At 43.0% G+C, this 12,722-nt stretch carries 20 protein-coding genes; 15 read left to right on the top strand and 5 right to left on the bottom strand.

The genetic code is table 11. The annotated features are described in order from the left end of the window. Positions 1 to 178 precede the first annotated feature (178 nt). On the top strand, positions 179 to 892 hold the full coding sequence (gene pyrF, locus HMPREF0623_RS05605; RefSeq protein WP_004166254.1) for an orotidine-5'-phosphate decarboxylase: 714 nt from the start codon (positions 179 to 181) through the stop codon (positions 890 to 892). A 299-nt stretch (positions 893 to 1,191) separates the two neighbouring features. Here pyrF and HMPREF0623_RS05600 read toward each other — a convergent pair whose 3' ends face one another. Next, on the bottom strand, positions 1,192 to 2,001 hold the full coding sequence (locus tag HMPREF0623_RS05600) for an HAD-IIB family hydrolase (RefSeq protein ID WP_004166253.1): 810 nt from the start codon (positions 1,999 to 2,001) through the stop codon (positions 1,192 to 1,194). A 119-nt stretch (positions 2,002 to 2,120) separates the two neighbouring features. Here HMPREF0623_RS05600 and HMPREF0623_RS09785 point away from each other — a divergent pair, with 119 nt between their 5' ends. The 9 genes from HMPREF0623_RS09785 to HMPREF0623_RS05570 all read left to right on the top strand — a co-directional run bounded on the left by HMPREF0623_RS09785 (position 2,121) and on the right by HMPREF0623_RS05570 (position 5,965). Next, positions 2,121 to 2,246 (top strand): hypothetical protein, encoded by a 126-nt coding sequence (locus HMPREF0623_RS09785; protein ID WP_004166252.1) that lies wholly within the window; start codon positions 2,121 to 2,123, stop codon positions 2,244 to 2,246. A gap of 232 nt (positions 2,247 to 2,478) precedes the next feature. After that, the gene (locus HMPREF0623_RS09715; RefSeq protein WP_004166251.1) at positions 2,479 to 2,757 is read left to right on the top strand and encodes a hypothetical protein; all 279 of its coding nucleotides are present in this window, start codon (positions 2,479 to 2,481) and stop codon (positions 2,755 to 2,757) included. Beyond that, complete coding sequence (locus HMPREF0623_RS05595; protein ID WP_004166250.1) at positions 2,741 to 3,436, top strand: aldo/keto reductase; 696 nt, start codon at positions 2,741 to 2,743, stop codon at positions 3,434 to 3,436. The genes HMPREF0623_RS09715 and HMPREF0623_RS05595 overlap by 17 nt, the downstream gene beginning before the upstream one ends. Before the next feature lie 497 nt (positions 3,437 to 3,933). Beyond that, positions 3,934 to 4,188: a GlsB/YeaQ/YmgE family stress response membrane protein gene (locus tag HMPREF0623_RS05590; RefSeq protein WP_002829584.1), complete on the top strand. Its 255-nt coding sequence runs from the start codon at positions 3,934 to 3,936 to the stop codon at positions 4,186 to 4,188. Positions 4,189 to 4,198: 10 nt separating this feature from the next. After that, entirely contained in the window at positions 4,199 to 4,744 is a 546-nt protein-coding gene (amaP, locus tag HMPREF0623_RS05585) for an alkaline shock response membrane anchor protein AmaP (RefSeq protein WP_002829585.1), read from the top strand. 16 nt (positions 4,745 to 4,760) lie between these two features. Then, complete coding sequence (locus HMPREF0623_RS05580; RefSeq protein WP_002829587.1) at positions 4,761 to 4,958, top strand: DUF2273 domain-containing protein; 198 nt, start codon at positions 4,761 to 4,763, stop codon at positions 4,956 to 4,958. A 13-nt stretch (positions 4,959 to 4,971) separates the two neighbouring features. Continuing rightward, on the top strand, positions 4,972 to 5,094 hold the full coding sequence (locus HMPREF0623_RS09780; protein ID WP_002832505.1) for a hypothetical protein: 123 nt from the start codon (positions 4,972 to 4,974) through the stop codon (positions 5,092 to 5,094). Further along, entirely contained in the window at positions 5,087 to 5,503 is a 417-nt protein-coding gene (locus HMPREF0623_RS05575; protein ID WP_002832504.1) for an Asp23/Gls24 family envelope stress response protein, read from the top strand. Before HMPREF0623_RS09780 ends, HMPREF0623_RS05575 begins: the two co-directional genes overlap by 8 nt. A 27-nt stretch (positions 5,504 to 5,530) precedes the next feature. After that, positions 5,531 to 5,965 carry an Asp23/Gls24 family envelope stress response protein gene (locus tag HMPREF0623_RS05570; RefSeq protein ID WP_002829589.1) on the top strand — a complete coding sequence of 145 codons (435 nt, stop codon included), beginning with the start codon at positions 5,531 to 5,533 and terminating at the stop codon, positions 5,963 to 5,965. A gap of 62 nt (positions 5,966 to 6,027) precedes the next feature. Here the strand turns inward: HMPREF0623_RS05570 and HMPREF0623_RS09650 are convergent, their stop codons facing one another. Genes HMPREF0623_RS09650 through HMPREF0623_RS05555 form a run of 4 tightly spaced genes read right to left on the bottom strand, consistent with a single transcriptional unit; the run spans position 6,028 to position 7,895 of the window. After that, complete coding sequence (locus HMPREF0623_RS09650; protein ID WP_002832503.1) at positions 6,028 to 6,201, bottom strand: hypothetical protein; 174 nt, start codon at positions 6,199 to 6,201, stop codon at positions 6,028 to 6,030. Then, a complete protein-coding gene (locus HMPREF0623_RS05565; RefSeq protein WP_004166247.1) occupies positions 6,201 to 6,884 on the bottom strand; it encodes an NAD(P)H-dependent oxidoreductase in 684 nt (227 codons plus the stop codon). Before HMPREF0623_RS05565 ends, HMPREF0623_RS09650 begins: the two co-directional genes overlap by 1 nt. Positions 6,885 to 6,886: 2 nt before the next feature. After that, complete coding sequence (locus tag HMPREF0623_RS05560; protein ID WP_002829592.1) at positions 6,887 to 7,195, bottom strand: DUF7671 family protein; 309 nt, start codon at positions 7,193 to 7,195, stop codon at positions 6,887 to 6,889. Then, positions 7,185 to 7,895, bottom strand: a complete 711-nt coding sequence (locus tag HMPREF0623_RS05555) for a GTP pyrophosphokinase (RefSeq protein WP_004166246.1) — start codon at positions 7,893 to 7,895, stop codon at positions 7,185 to 7,187. The genes HMPREF0623_RS05560 and HMPREF0623_RS05555 overlap by 11 nt, the downstream gene beginning before the upstream one ends. Positions 7,896 to 8,047: 152 nt before the next feature. Here HMPREF0623_RS05555 and dhaK point away from each other — a divergent pair, with 152 nt between their 5' ends. From dhaK to HMPREF0623_RS05530, 5 genes are all read left to right on the top strand, one after another. Continuing rightward, on the top strand, positions 8,048 to 9,040 hold the full coding sequence (gene dhaK / locus HMPREF0623_RS05550; RefSeq protein WP_002832498.1) for a dihydroxyacetone kinase subunit DhaK: 993 nt from the start codon (positions 8,048 to 8,050) through the stop codon (positions 9,038 to 9,040). A gap of 19 nt (positions 9,041 to 9,059) precedes the next feature. Beyond that, a complete protein-coding gene (dhaL, locus tag HMPREF0623_RS05545) occupies positions 9,060 to 9,626 on the top strand; it encodes a dihydroxyacetone kinase subunit DhaL (protein ID WP_004166245.1) in 567 nt (188 codons plus the stop codon). Further along, on the top strand, positions 9,626 to 9,994 hold the full coding sequence (gene dhaM, locus HMPREF0623_RS05540; protein ID WP_004166244.1) for a dihydroxyacetone kinase phosphoryl donor subunit DhaM: 369 nt from the start codon (positions 9,626 to 9,628) through the stop codon (positions 9,992 to 9,994). The genes dhaL and dhaM overlap by 1 nt, the downstream gene beginning before the upstream one ends. Positions 9,995 to 10,189: 195 nt before the next feature. Continuing rightward, positions 10,190 to 10,789: a MarR family winged helix-turn-helix transcriptional regulator gene (locus tag HMPREF0623_RS05535; protein ID WP_004166243.1), complete on the top strand. Its 600-nt coding sequence runs from the start codon at positions 10,190 to 10,192 to the stop codon at positions 10,787 to 10,789. A 2-nt stretch (positions 10,790 to 10,791) separates the two neighbouring features. Next, positions 10,792 to 12,570 carry an ABC transporter ATP-binding protein gene (locus HMPREF0623_RS05530; RefSeq protein ID WP_036671497.1) on the top strand — a complete coding sequence of 593 codons (1,779 nt, stop codon included), beginning with the start codon at positions 10,792 to 10,794 and terminating at the stop codon, positions 12,568 to 12,570. The last annotated feature ends 152 nt before the right edge of the window (positions 12,571 to 12,722 follow it).

Here is a 12,722-nt window from a genome sequence, read left to right as displayed (position 1 = left end):
ACCCTTGACTTTAGGGAGGGAAGCTCGTAGGATTAAGAAAAAATTAACGAATCGCTTTAAATCAATTCTGTGAGGTTGATAAGCAAGTTTACATCAAAATAAAGATGTGCATTTAAGGTACAGCGGTGCCTTAACTACTTTGGCCTTTGGTGGAGCGGTTCAGTAAGGAGCCATCATAATGAAAACACCGGTAATGATTGCGTTGGATTTTGAAAGTGTAGAAGAATTACAAAGCTTTTTAAAACAATTTCCGTCACATCTTAAGTTAACTGTGAAAATTGGAATGGAGTTGTTTTATGGACAGGGACCTCAAATTGTACGGAACCTGCGTCAAAAGGGACACGCTGTTTTTTTAGATTTAAAATTGCATGATATTCCTAACACGGTGGAAAAAGCCATGTTTCAATTAGGAAAGTTAGGAATTCAATACACTACGGTCCATGCGTTAGGTGGAAAACCAATGATTCAGGCGGCTAAGCGTGGATTAATGGCAGGCGCTCGGGCAGCACAGGTTCCCGTCCCTAAGCTATTAGCGGTAACGGAACTCACGTCAATTTCGGAGCGCCAGTTGCAAGAAGAGCAAAACGTGCCCTTGAAAATGAATGAACAGGTTCAAAAATTAGCCCAACTTGCTGAAAATGCAGGTGCAGACGGGGTGATTTGTTCACCGCACGAAGTTGCCCAACTAAAACCGGCCCTCCCGGCAGATTTTTTGTACGTCACTCCAGGAATTAGGATGCCCGACGCAAAGAAGGATGACCAGCAGCGGGTGATGACGCCCGCGGAAGCCCAAAAGGCAGGAAGCTCTGCTTTGGTAGTCGGCAGGCCAATTACTAAAGCGGCTGACCCCGTGGTGGCCTACCAAAGAATAGTGGAAAGCATGCAAGATTAAGCGTTAAATGCAGGTTAAGCTGCTGGCATGGCTACGGACAGCTTATTTATTGAAGAATAGTAGATAAAAATATGAGAGTGGGAGCACAAGCCAGGTAGTTTATAAACAGTAACTAAAAAATCGACTATTATGTCTAAATTGGGCATAATAGTCGATTTTGGGTTAAACGGAACCAACTGACTTTTGCAAGTTGGTTCGCAACCTTAAGAATTTGGTTTATGGCTTTTATACAGAAGAGTAAGGTGCACTCAAAGGTGTTTTACTCCGCTTAAGCCAATGCTTTCACGCTACTTGAAAACTTATAGTAAGCTTTCAATCACGTCTAAAACACCATCATGGTCATTATCAAAACGAGTCTGGTGTTGGGTAACTTCTTTCACAATGGGATATCCGCTTTTCATTGCGTAACCATTTGGGGTCATTTGAAGCATTTTAAGGTCGTTTTCGTTATCGCCAAACGTAACTAATTCTGCGGGAGTCACCCGATAATTAGCCATTAGATGCTTTAGAGCGCTCGCTTTATCAACGTGGCTAAATCCGATTAACTCGGTATTGAACCCCGAACTTAAGCTAGTCAGTTGAGGATCTAGTTTTTGACGCAGATTTTGAATTTTACTTGGCAAATCCGCACTATCCGCAAAACTAACCGCAATTTTCACAACGGGGTCTGTAATGCCGGTTTGCGCAAAATTACGTAAATTCTTTACTAGGCGAATTTCTTTATAAAATTGATGCAAAAAGTCGACGATCTCTTGCGGGGTGGTTTGATCAATATATGAACTAGTTAACCCGCAAACATTGATCATTACTTCATCATCGTTAAAGTTTTCAAAAATAGTGTCAATGGTTTGTTGAACTAGCGGGACGGGAAGTTGCTCCACGTCTAAGAGTTGGTCGCCAGAGTAAATAATTGAACCGTTTTGGGAGATAAAATCCATTTGGTTGGCGTACGGGGTAAATAAGGCCCGCAAACGTTCATGCTGAGAACCGCTAGCCGCTACAAAATGAATTTTTTGCCGTTGCATTTCATTAAATAGTTCTTTAAACCGGTCTTTATTATAAGTATTTTGGTTATTGAGAAAGGTTTGATCCATATCTGTCGCAATCATTTTTATCACGATTGTCACCTAATTTCTAAAAGTTATATACTTAGTTTAAAACAACTCTTTGGCAATAGTAAAGCTGATTTATAACTGTTATGCTTGGGTAACAGAAAGGGGTTTAAGATATGAAAAAAAATAAATTTTTTAAAACTAGCAGTGTTTTGGAAATCGTGGGCGGATCCCTTAACTTAGTTGGTGGAGCCTTGATTTTAGCTGCTGGGATAGTTGGGTTAGCTAAACCTCGAAAATGATTGCGGTGCACCAATATAAATATACAAAATATTTAACGGGGTTCATTCTAAATGTTGCTATTCAGTGTATTAAGTGTTAGTATGATGTCAAAGAACGCTAAAGTGGATATAAAAGTGGTTAAATTTGGCGGTGGTGCTCGATAGCGCCTTTTTAGATTGACTGGTTTTCTAATGAGAAACCGCTTACGCGTTTATAAAATAATCACATCCAAATTAGAGGAAGGTGTCACTTATGGCATTAACTGAGCTAGTGAACGGAACTAAACTACCAAAACAAATAATTAGTACGGCGTTAGGGGTTAGTCGGCTTCATGATGCGCTTTGGTCAGGTTACCGTCATTTTTATGAAGAGATTAAGGACACTGACGATGACAATGAGGACCCTTATGCCCATTTTCCGATGACTAAGGAACCGCATGGCGATATTGCGGTAACTTTAAAAATGTACCGACAACCTAAACTAAAACGTAAAAATCTTTATATTACGGTTAATTTTGCGAAAAAAAGTTAATGACAAGCCCTCGTTTGAGGAAGCCATTGAAGATGCTTTCCAAACAATGAAGTTTGATTATTTTGACGCTTTATTGCTTGATCAAGCGGTATTTGGTAACGATGATGAGTTAATGACCGAGCTGTGGCATTCTTTAGAAAAGTTGTATGAAAAAGGATGTATAGGCGCACTAGGCGTGGCTAACTTTAGTATTGAACAGGTTGAAAAACTTAGGAAAAAAGCGTCGGTTGCCCCGATGATTTTTAAGACAGGGTATTTTCCAATGTCGTTAAATGACGACATTTACGACTATTGTCAACAAAATCATTTGCAAATAATGGCGGATTTTCCTTTTCTAGATTATAGCTTTGTCGACTTACCCACGATGGGCAAAATTGCTTCTAAGTACCGGGTGGAAAACGACGAGTTAATGTGTCAGTATGCGCACCAACGACATATTATGCCAATAATTAAAAAGTTTTGGGTGCTCCATGCCCACAACCCGCTGGAACAAAACTACAAAATTACGATTAATGATCTGCATCGTTTAGAGCGGCTGGACAATGCGTCTAATGAAGATTGGCTACCGCTTAAAGATTATGGAATTTTCAAAATTTTCCAATCACGAGCAATCGACCACGACCGGATGGAGCGCAGCGGCGAAGAACACTACTCAGGCTTCTCACCATTTGTATTTTAAGATGGTTGGCGTACCCTTAAGTAAGTGAAGCAAACCGATCCGCGTCACACATTTAGGTGCGACTAAGAATGAATAACAATTTAAAAGCTTCTCAAGAGTGAACTAAAAATTCTTGAGGGGCTTTTTTGTTTTTTGGTTCCAGTTTCTTGTAGTTAGCCAATTTTGCGCCTCAATCGCTATCCCACGTTTAGGTAGCAGGTTTTGCTAAACGGACTACCGAAATGTGTGAAGTAATCTAGCGCCTTCCGGTTAACCAAAATCCGGCATCAACCGCCTAACCGCGCGCTTAATGCTGTATTTTCGCTAATCTGCGAGACTTTCCTGGATGAAGGCACCCTCTGGAAGTCTTCCTATATTACTATCCACCCTTACGAATAAGTAATTAATTCCATAAGCATATTCTTTGTTGAAGCGTATCCACCTATGCTATCTTAATGGTGAACCAATGAACAACGGGTTCGTTGGTCAATCTTTAGATTACGAGAGGAGTGTTTGTTATGTTGGGATGGATTTGGTCATTAATTATTGGTGGTATCATCGGTGCAATCGCCGGGGCACTTACAAGTCGTGATTTACCAGCAGGCTGGCTTGGTAACATTGTTGCTGGTTTAGTCGGAGCTTGGTTAGGACAAAGCTTACTAGGTTCATGGGGACCTTCCTTAGCCGGAATGGCATTGATTCCGTCAATCCTCGGTGCGGTAATTTTAGTAGTGATTGTCTCGATAATCTTCGGCATGCGCAAGAAGGGTTAGGGGTGATTTCATGAATCGAACCAGTAAATCTTTATTGAGTTTGATGGCAGTAATCACGTTGCTTCTAACTTTATGGTTTATCGCAACGGAAGTTTACATTCCGTATCTAACCGATTTCTTTGAAACGTTGAGGACGTCTAACGCACAGGTAATGGAAGTTATCGCAATTGTCTTTAGCATACTGGTTGCCTTGTTTGCGTTAGTAATGCTCGGAATTGCATTAATGAGTCGGACAAGTGAGAAAGATTTGAAGTTGCAGGATGGACATGGTAACTTGACCGTTCCAAAGAAATCCATGGAACAAATTATTAATAAGGCAGTTGCTGAAGACCATCACGTAGGTAACATTGATACCAAGGTGCGGGTTCGCAGCAAGGATCACTTGCAAGCAAAAGTCAGCGTGGAAGATTTGTCCAATGACAACTACCGGGTCAATGCACGAGATATTCAACGTTCAGTACAAGAGAGTGTGCAACGCCACCTAGGAATGAAGAGCGATGTTAAAGTCCAAATCATTCCGCGGCAACACTCGAAGAAGTCACTGAAGGTCGTTTAGAAAGGCGGGACGGCAAATGAAAAGTGAAGTTTTAGGAGCAATCATCGCAATGATTTTCGGCATTATCTGGGTCACGATTGGCTTTGGTAGCGCGGTATTAGTTGGTTTACTTGCCTTAATCGGGTTCTTACTCGGTAAGTACGGCAGAAGCCTGCTATCACAATTGATTTCAGAAGTAATGTCAGCCTTGAACATGGATCGCAAGCAAAGCTAAGGAGGTTTTGTCAATGGCCAAGAAAACAGATAAGAATAAACCATTAAGATCATTAATGGGTCTAATGGTGGTATCAAGCTTATGGTTTGTTTGGAAGAATCGTCGCAAATTTAAGGAGGCGTTGAACCATGGATAAACCAAGAATCGCGCAAACTAGTTTGTCATTTGACGAAGGGGTAATCGAAAAAATTGCGGGACTAGCTTCTCGTAAAGTCGATGGGATTCTCTCATTTGACGGTGGATTTTTTGACAACATCACCGACAAGATTCGTAACAAGGTGGATCCAACTCAAGGAATCAAAGCTGAAGTTGGCGAAAAACAGGTATCGCTAGAGATGAATGCTAAGGTGGAATACGGTTACGATATTCGAGAAATTTTCACTCAAGTATGCGACGTAATTAGCGAGGAAGTTGAACGTTTGACCGGTTTGAAGGTCATTGAATTGAATTTCCACGTAAGTGATGTACTAAGTAAGAAAGAGTGGAAAGAACAAAACAATCGTAAACCTAATTCAGACTTAGCACCTCGTCCAGAAGCTAAGTAACTATTCACGCGAAGGGAGCAATCACACATGGAAAATAAAATCGCAAAATCAGAAAACAAGATGGCAAAACCAGAAACTAAATTAACGTTTGACGACGAAGTTTTAGCAAAAATTGCTGGCAAAACTGCTAACGGAGTAGACGGTGTTTTAAGTCTTGAAGGTAATATTTTTGAAAAAGTAACTGATCGAATTTCTAAGGGCGACGATCCAACTACGGGAGTTAACGTTGACGTTGACGACGAAAACCATTCCGTTTCCTTAAAGATGGATGCCATCCTTGAATACGGGAAGAACGCCCAAGCAATCTTTGACAAGATGATTGATAAGATTACTTCTGCAGTTAAGGAAATCACCAACATGGAAGTATCAGAAATCAAACTTAACGTTAAAGACGTGCTAACCCGTGAAGAATGGGCTGAAAAGAACAACAAGGATCGTCAGCAACGTGACGACAAGCACTAAAATTTTAAAAAAGACCTAACTGAAACCTATGGGGGGATTTCGGTTAGGTCTTTTTTAGTGGATTAGTGTTCCCACATCCGGCCGTCGAGCTCGTTTTCGAGTTGGTCGGCCCGTTTTTGTTGTTCCCGGATGAGGTCGCCCAATGCTACGTAGAAGGCTTTTTGTTGGTAAGTGGTTGCTTGTTGGGCAAGCTGGCGAGCTTGTTCCAATAGCCATGCGGTTTCGGTTTGGTCCATTAGGAATCCTCCTCCTTTTTTAACATGGACAGGTTCCACGCCAGGTCATCGAGCTCGCTTTGCCGATTTTCTAAGCTCTCTAAGACTTGGTTTAGGGCGGCGGAGGCAGAGTCTGCTTTAGCGATTTGGTGCCGCAGCTGGTCGCTAAACCAAGCCACCTGACCGGCAAAATGTTCAAAATTAGGATTGTTTACGTACTGTTGGTAACGAACGAGGAGCCGTTGTTGGGCTTCTGGAGTCAAGTAGAGAAATTGATGAACGGCCAACACCGGCAGATAACGCATCCGTAACTTATGGGCGAGCGCTTCAAACGGGCGCATTAGTTCAGACATCGTATACTGTTCGGCTCCCCCGGCTTGGAAATCAGCAGCTGCTTCGCCTGCGGTAACCACTAAACCCAGTTCTTTATCAGCTAACGCATAACGATTTCCGGTGGCAAAACGCACGGTCAGAACTTGATCAAGCCAATTTTTTAAAAGGCCCGGTGCGCCGTACCAGTAGAGCGGAAATTGGAAGATAATCCGATCGTGTTCGGTTAAAAGCTGCTGTTCTTGAGTTACGTCAAATTCAGCATGGAGCGGATGCCAAGTAACCGTGGTGAAGTCTTCAACGGCCGCCTTAAAAAAAGGCTGGGTGGTAGAACTTGCTAGTTTAGGATGGGCGACCACCACTAAGGTTTTCATAATTAATCCTCCTCATGGAAAACTTGTTGCGCGGTTGCCAGCATGTCGGGTGCAATCGACTCCTTGGTGAACCGCTGAATGGGTGCTAACGAATGACGCTGACTGAAGTTCATCTTTTCCGTTGCCACAATCATCACTAATTGGTTGTTTTCGGTCAAAAATAATTGGCCAGGTTTTTGAAAATGACCGCGAGTATGTTTACCGTTTCGCCAAGCGTGAATTTTAATGGTCGATTTAAAACGATAATTGCCGGAAGAGTCTAGCTCCAACGGAACGCCATAATAACGGGTGACGGGGTACTTATTCTTCATTTTTGAAAACCCCGGGTTCTGATAATTCTCGGTAAATAGTTTGTAAGTTTTGTTCTACTTTGTAAATCGTATTGGCGTCGTCAACTAACCGATCGGCAAAATCCGCCACCTTTGCGGAAGGAACGTTGGTTTTGTAACGCAGCTTGTGTTCCAAACTGGCCCACATATCCATTCCGACGGTGCGGATTTGAATTTCCACCGGGGTTTCCACGGGACCGGTCGATAAAAAGACCGGAACCTTTACGACCAGGTGTAGACTACGGTAGCCGCTTGGCTTGGGATCCCGAATGTAATCTTTCACTTTGAGTAAAGCGACGTCGTCTTGGGAAATCAGGTTTTCCTTGATGGTGTAGACGTCGCTGATGTAGTTGGTGATTACTCGAATGCCCCCGATGTCAAAAATATTGTTTTCTACCGCGGCAATCGTCTTTGGTAGATGCTTCTTTTTCATTTTATTAAAGAGGGAGTCGACCGATTTCATCCGTTGTTCCATGTGATGAATGGGATTATGGTTGTACTCATTCTCGTATTCGCCGTCGAGGTTTTCCAGCTTGGTTCCCACTTCGTTAACTGCGGATTGGCATAACCGGTAGTAACGCATTAAGTTCCTTAGCTCCGTAACGTGCTCGGGCCCGATGACCCGCTCTAAATCGTCGTTGATTTGACGAATGTTAAACATGTTGTTCCGTTCTAAAATCATTTTTGCGAACTCCTTTTAAAAATTAGCATCATCTCCCACATTATAAAGGAAAAGATCGATTCAGGTAAATCAAAGAGGGAGATTACTTGTGATTGTATCCGCTTTCAACTAGAATCTAATTGTGAGGAAAGAAAACGAAAAGGAGAGGCATGATGAAAAAAATTATTAACGACCCGAAGCAAGTTGTCGAAGAAATGCTTCAGGGGATGGTGAAAAGTTATCCAGATTATTTAAAACGCATTCCAGAAACCGGGGTGGTTTACCGCACGGATTTGGCTAAAATTGCTGGCAAAGTCGGCATCGTTAGCGGTGGCGGAAGTGGGCACGAACCCGCGCACGCTGGTTTTGTCGGTGCGGGGATGCTGAGTGCAGCGGTTTGTGGCGAGGTCTTTACTTCTCCGACTCCCGACCAAATTTTTGAAGCAATTAAGCAAGTAAATTCTGGTGCTGGCGTATTTTTAGTGATTAAAAACTATTCTGGCGACGTGATGAATTTTGAAATGGCGCAAGATATGGCAGAAATGGAAGAGATCCCCGTTAAATCGATCGTGGTCGATGACGACGTTGCGGTAGAAAATAGTACTTATACGCAAGGTCGTCGGGGAGTTGCCGGCACTATTTTAATGCATAAAATTTTGGGCGCGGCAGCCGACCAAGGGGCTAGTTTGGATGAAATTGCGGATTTAGCTACGGCGGTATTGCCTAATTTGAAGACCGTGGCGGTTGCTTTAAGTGGTGCGACGGTTCCCGAAGTAGGGAAACCCGGATTTGTCTTGGCAGACGACGAAATTGAATACGGAGTGGGGATCCACGGTGAGCCAGGTTACCGGCGGGAAAAATTACAGCCGTCTAAGAAATTGGCAAATGAGCTAATTGAAAAGTTAAGGTCGGAATTCCGGTTTCGGAAGGGCGACGCCGTAGCGGTATTGGTAAATGGCATGGGGGCAACCCCGCTTATGGAACAGTACGTTTTTATGAATGATGTACTAGACCAGTTAGCCGAAGAAGGTTTGCGCGTCCGGTTCAGTAAAGTCGGGAACCTCATGACTTCGCTAGACATGGCCGGAGTTTCATTGACCATTCTTAAAATTAAGGACGATTGGGTCGATAAATTAAATTATGCGACTCACACGATTGCATGGTAGTTGAAGGGAGCGGATTGATTTGTTAACAGTGGAAGACGTAAAAAAGTGGATGGAAAAATTTAATCAGGAGATTCAGACCCAGCACGCTTATTTAAGTGAATTGGACACCCCAATCGGGGATGGTGACCATGGAAATAACATGGCCCGCGGAATGAATGCTGTAATGGAAGCCCTGGATGGGAAGGATTTTCCAGATCTGCCAGCAATTTTTAAAACGATTGCGATGAGTTTGATTAGCAAGGTTGGCGGAGCCTCTGGTCCTTTGTTTGGAACCGCATTCATCGAAATGGCGAAGGCTAATACCGGTGACGTACACGAGCTCCTGGTGGCCGCCACCGCTGGAGTACAAAAGCGGGGCAAGGCAATTTTGGGCGAAAAAACAATGGTGGACGTCTGGGAGCCAATTTCAGAAAAGGCTACGTTCACTGCCGAGGATGTTGACCGGGCGGTTGAAAGCACTAAGCCAATGATTGCCAAGAAGGGCCGGGCGTCTTACCTTGGTGAACGCTCGGTAGGTCATTTAGATCCGGGAGCCGTTTCCACCGGTTACTTACTGAAGACTTTACTAGCAGTGGAGGCGAAATAATGGAATACGGAATTGTGATTGTTTCGCACGTCGCCGAAATTGCGCAAGGCGTACAGCGCTTAATCAAACAAGTTGCCCAGGACGTTCCGGTAACAACCGCTGGCGGACTCGCTAATGGTGAGGTGGGTACCGAGATGCAACGCATCATGCAGGCGTTTGACGACAATGAGGCAGACAAGCTGCTCGCGTTCTACGATTTAGGCAGTGCGAAGATGAATTTAGAGATGGCCATGGAAATGACCGCTAAAGAAGTTAAACTGTACGACACGGCTTTGGTCGAAAGTGCGTATTCCGCAGCGGCTTTATTACAAGTTAACACTAAGATTGACGACGTGGAGGAACAACTCCAAGATTTGAAAATTAAATAGGCGCTCCGCAGTTAGGAACTATTATTAACGAAATCAAAACTTGAGTTTTATCGGCTAACTGCCGGTAAGGCTGAGTTTTGATTTTTTTATCGTAATTTATTTAGTTTTGATGTTGACAAACGAACTAAATGATTTTATTATTTAGTTCGTTAAATAAAAAGTAAACTAAATAAATTGAACGGAGGAACTTTAATAATGCATAAAGATGAAATTTTAGACAACTTGATGAAAATCACTCACCAACCTTTTTTGGTTTTTGCGAACCGGATAGAAGAAAAAACGGATAACACGTTCGAAACTTTGAAGCTACTAGCTAAGGAAGAAAACGTAACTGCGGGCCGGATCTCAGAATTCTTAGACATCAAACCGTCCAGCGTAACCCAGATTATTAAAAAATTAGAACAAGCCGGTACCGTGGTTCGCGAAAAATCGCCTAGTGATTCTCGCGTAACCATCATTAAAATTACGGATAAAGGAACCGAAAGCTTAAAAACTCACGAATCCATCGGGGGGACTTTAAAAGACGTCTTGTTTGAGGATTTTTCGGACGACGAGTTAACCAATTTGGCCGACTATTTAAAACGGATGGTTGAAAACATGGACGGGGATGAATTCAAAGAAAAATTTAGTGAAGTGTTCAGCAACGATTGCCGTTGGGAACAATTTGGCAAAATGAGCCCGCATTTTGAAAGAGCCCGCGAACAAATGCTTCGGCATAACCATTTCGGAAGAATGCGTCCCGGCGATTTCAGGGGCTTTGGTGGTTTTGAAGATTGGAAGAAAGGACGGCGCTAAAATTGGCAGCAAACGCACGTTTTAACGATTCGATCCGTAAAGATCGTACTAAATTTAATTTTAGACAGTTTTTCGGGTTGATTAAGAAAACTAGCCCTAAGTACCTGCTTTTAGTGTTGGGGGTAATTTTATTAGCAATTAGTTCAGGGGTCCAAGTCTACGTGCCCAAGCTAGCCTCCACGTTAGTTAATAACTTTACTAAAGGCGTGGATTACTCGTTATTAGCCAAAGTGGTTTTACTTTTTGTGGCTTCGGCAATTTTTTCGGCGATTGGCGGGACGATTCTCGGAATCTTTGGGGAAAACGTCATCCAGAATTTACGGAAAACGTTGTGGGAAAGATTGACCCTCCTAAAAGTTAGTTATTTTGATACCGTAAAGGCCGGCGAAATTTCGAGTCGGTTAGTTAACGACACCAACCAGGTTAAACAACTTTTGGCGGTTACCTTCCCCCAAACCCTAGCCAGCATTATTACCGTGGTAGGGACCGTCTACATGATGATTCGGATGGATTGGCACATGACCTTAGCAATGGTAATTGCCGTTCCCGTGGTGGTCATTTTAATGATTCCGGTAATGGCATTTGGCACGAAGGTCGGCCACGTACGGCAAGACGCGCTAGCACTATTTAACGGGATCGTTAGCGAAACGCTCAGTGAAATTAAGCTGGTAAAAACTTCTAACGCGGAAAACCAAGCTCAAGAACACGCTGATAAGGAAATTAACCGCTTGTTTAAAATTGGGAAAAAAGAAGCCGTTTTTGATGCGGCGATGCAGCCCATTATGATGATGGTTTTCATGAGCATGATCTTTGGTCTTTTGGCGTATGGAATTCACCGAATTGCAATTGGGGTGATGTCAATTGGTACCTTAATGAGTTTTTTGATGTACCTGTTTAATTTGATTGGGGCATTGCCAATTATTGCAACGCTATTTTCAGAAATGGCCAAGGCTTCTGGTTCCACAAGAAGGGTTGAAGAATTGTTGGAAGAAGTACCGGAAGACTTCAATCATGGTGAAATGCTAGATTTGGCTGATAAAGATTTAAAGGTGGAGCACGTTGACTTCGCTTACGCGGATGCTCCTGAAGAAAAAGTCATAAAAGACATTTCATTTGAGGCTAAGCCTAACCAAGTGATTGCGTTTGCGGGCCCTTCTGGCGGCGGAAAATCAACCATCTTTAGCTTGTTAGAACGTTTCTATGAACCAACGCACGGGGAAATTAAGTTTAACAACACTAATATTCAAGACATTCGGTTAACTAATTATCGTAAACAGATTGGATTTGTATCCCAAGATTCGGCCATGATGGCGGGGACAATCCGTGATAACCTTACGTACGGTTTGGACGACGACTTTACGGATGAGCAACTGTGGGATGTATTAGATTTAGCGTATGCAAGGAAATTTGTTGAAGAAATGCCTAGCCAACTGGATACCGAAGTTGGCGAACGGGGCGTAAAAATTTCTGGCGGACAGCGACAACGGATCGCGATTGCCAGGGCGTTTCTCCGGAATCCGAAAATTTTAATGCTTGATGAAGCGACGGCTAGTTTGGATTCAGAATCGGAAATGAAGGTGCAAGATGCCTTAGCCAACTTAATGAAGGGGCGCACTACGCTAGTAATTGCCCACCGTTTGTCGACAATCGTGGACAGCGACCAAATTTACTTTGTGGAAAATGGGCAAATTACGGGTTCGGGAACGCATCAAGAGTTAGTTGCTTCTCATCCAATGTACGCTAAGTATGTGAACGAACAGTTTAAGGTAGCTACTGCGTAAAATAATTAGGTCGTAAAAAACTTTTGCGCTTTTTAGTAGCCTAATGAGGAAAAAATTAAAAAGACGGAAAAACTAAAGAAATGCTTTTCAAGGATGAAAAGATTCTTAAAGAAAGAGCTGTTGGGGCGGTTTGCCTTCAACGGCGTCAAAAA

The sequence above is a fragment of the Pediococcus acidilactici DSM 20284 genome (genome assembly GCF_000146325.1).
GTDB classification, from domain to species: Bacteria; Bacillota; Bacilli; order Lactobacillales; family Lactobacillaceae; genus Pediococcus; species Pediococcus acidilactici.
Note: the sequence above shows the minus strand (reverse complement) of the source record. Positions and strands in the feature narration are given on the sequence as shown.

What these genes read in the sequence shown, in the direction of transcription:
- HMPREF0623_RS09785 (WP_004166252.1), top strand. Translation starts at nt 2,121, where the DNA reads ATGAAAAAAAATAAATTTTTTAAAACTAGCAGTGTTTTGGAAATCGTG.
- HMPREF0623_RS05535 (WP_004166243.1), top strand. Translation starts at nt 10,190, where the DNA reads ATGCATAAAGATGAAATTTTAGACAACTTGATGAAAATCACTCACCAA.
- HMPREF0623_RS05575 (WP_002832504.1), top strand. Translation starts at nt 5,087, where the DNA reads ATGGATAAACCAAGAATCGCGCAAACTAGTTTGTCATTTGACGAAGGG.
- pyrF (WP_004166254.1), top strand. Translation starts at nt 179, where the DNA reads ATGAAAACACCGGTAATGATTGCGTTGGATTTTGAAAGTGTAGAAGAA.
- HMPREF0623_RS05570 (WP_002829589.1), top strand. Translation starts at nt 5,531, where the DNA reads ATGGAAAATAAAATCGCAAAATCAGAAAACAAGATGGCAAAACCAGAA.
- HMPREF0623_RS05590 (WP_002829584.1), top strand. Translation starts at nt 3,934, where the DNA reads ATGTTGGGATGGATTTGGTCATTAATTATTGGTGGTATCATCGGTGCA.
- HMPREF0623_RS09650 (WP_002832503.1), bottom strand. Translation starts at nt 6,201, where the DNA reads ATGGACCAAACCGAAACCGCATGGCTATTGGAACAAGCTCGCCAGCTT.
- HMPREF0623_RS05555 (WP_004166246.1), bottom strand. Translation starts at nt 7,895, where the DNA reads ATGATTTTAGAACGGAACAACATGTTTAACATTCGTCAAATCAACGAC.
- amaP (WP_002829585.1), top strand. Translation starts at nt 4,199, where the DNA reads ATGAATCGAACCAGTAAATCTTTATTGAGTTTGATGGCAGTAATCACG.
- HMPREF0623_RS09715 (WP_004166251.1), top strand. Translation starts at nt 2,479, where the DNA reads ATGGCATTAACTGAGCTAGTGAACGGAACTAAACTACCAAAACAAATA.
- HMPREF0623_RS05560 (WP_002829592.1), bottom strand. Translation starts at nt 7,195, where the DNA reads ATGAAGAATAAGTACCCCGTCACCCGTTATTATGGCGTTCCGTTGGAG.
- HMPREF0623_RS09780 (WP_002832505.1), top strand. Translation starts at nt 4,972, where the DNA reads ATGGCCAAGAAAACAGATAAGAATAAACCATTAAGATCATTAATGGGT.
- HMPREF0623_RS05565 (WP_004166247.1), bottom strand. Translation starts at nt 6,884, where the DNA reads ATGAAAACCTTAGTGGTGGTCGCCCATCCTAAACTAGCAAGTTCTACC.
- HMPREF0623_RS05600 (WP_004166253.1), bottom strand. Translation starts at nt 2,001, where the DNA reads ATGATTGCGACAGATATGGATCAAACCTTTCTCAATAACCAAAATACT.
- dhaK (WP_002832498.1), top strand. Translation starts at nt 8,048, where the DNA reads ATGAAAAAAATTATTAACGACCCGAAGCAAGTTGTCGAAGAAATGCTT.
- HMPREF0623_RS05580 (WP_002829587.1), top strand. Translation starts at nt 4,761, where the DNA reads ATGAAAAGTGAAGTTTTAGGAGCAATCATCGCAATGATTTTCGGCATT.
- dhaM (WP_004166244.1), top strand. Translation starts at nt 9,626, where the DNA reads ATGGAATACGGAATTGTGATTGTTTCGCACGTCGCCGAAATTGCGCAA.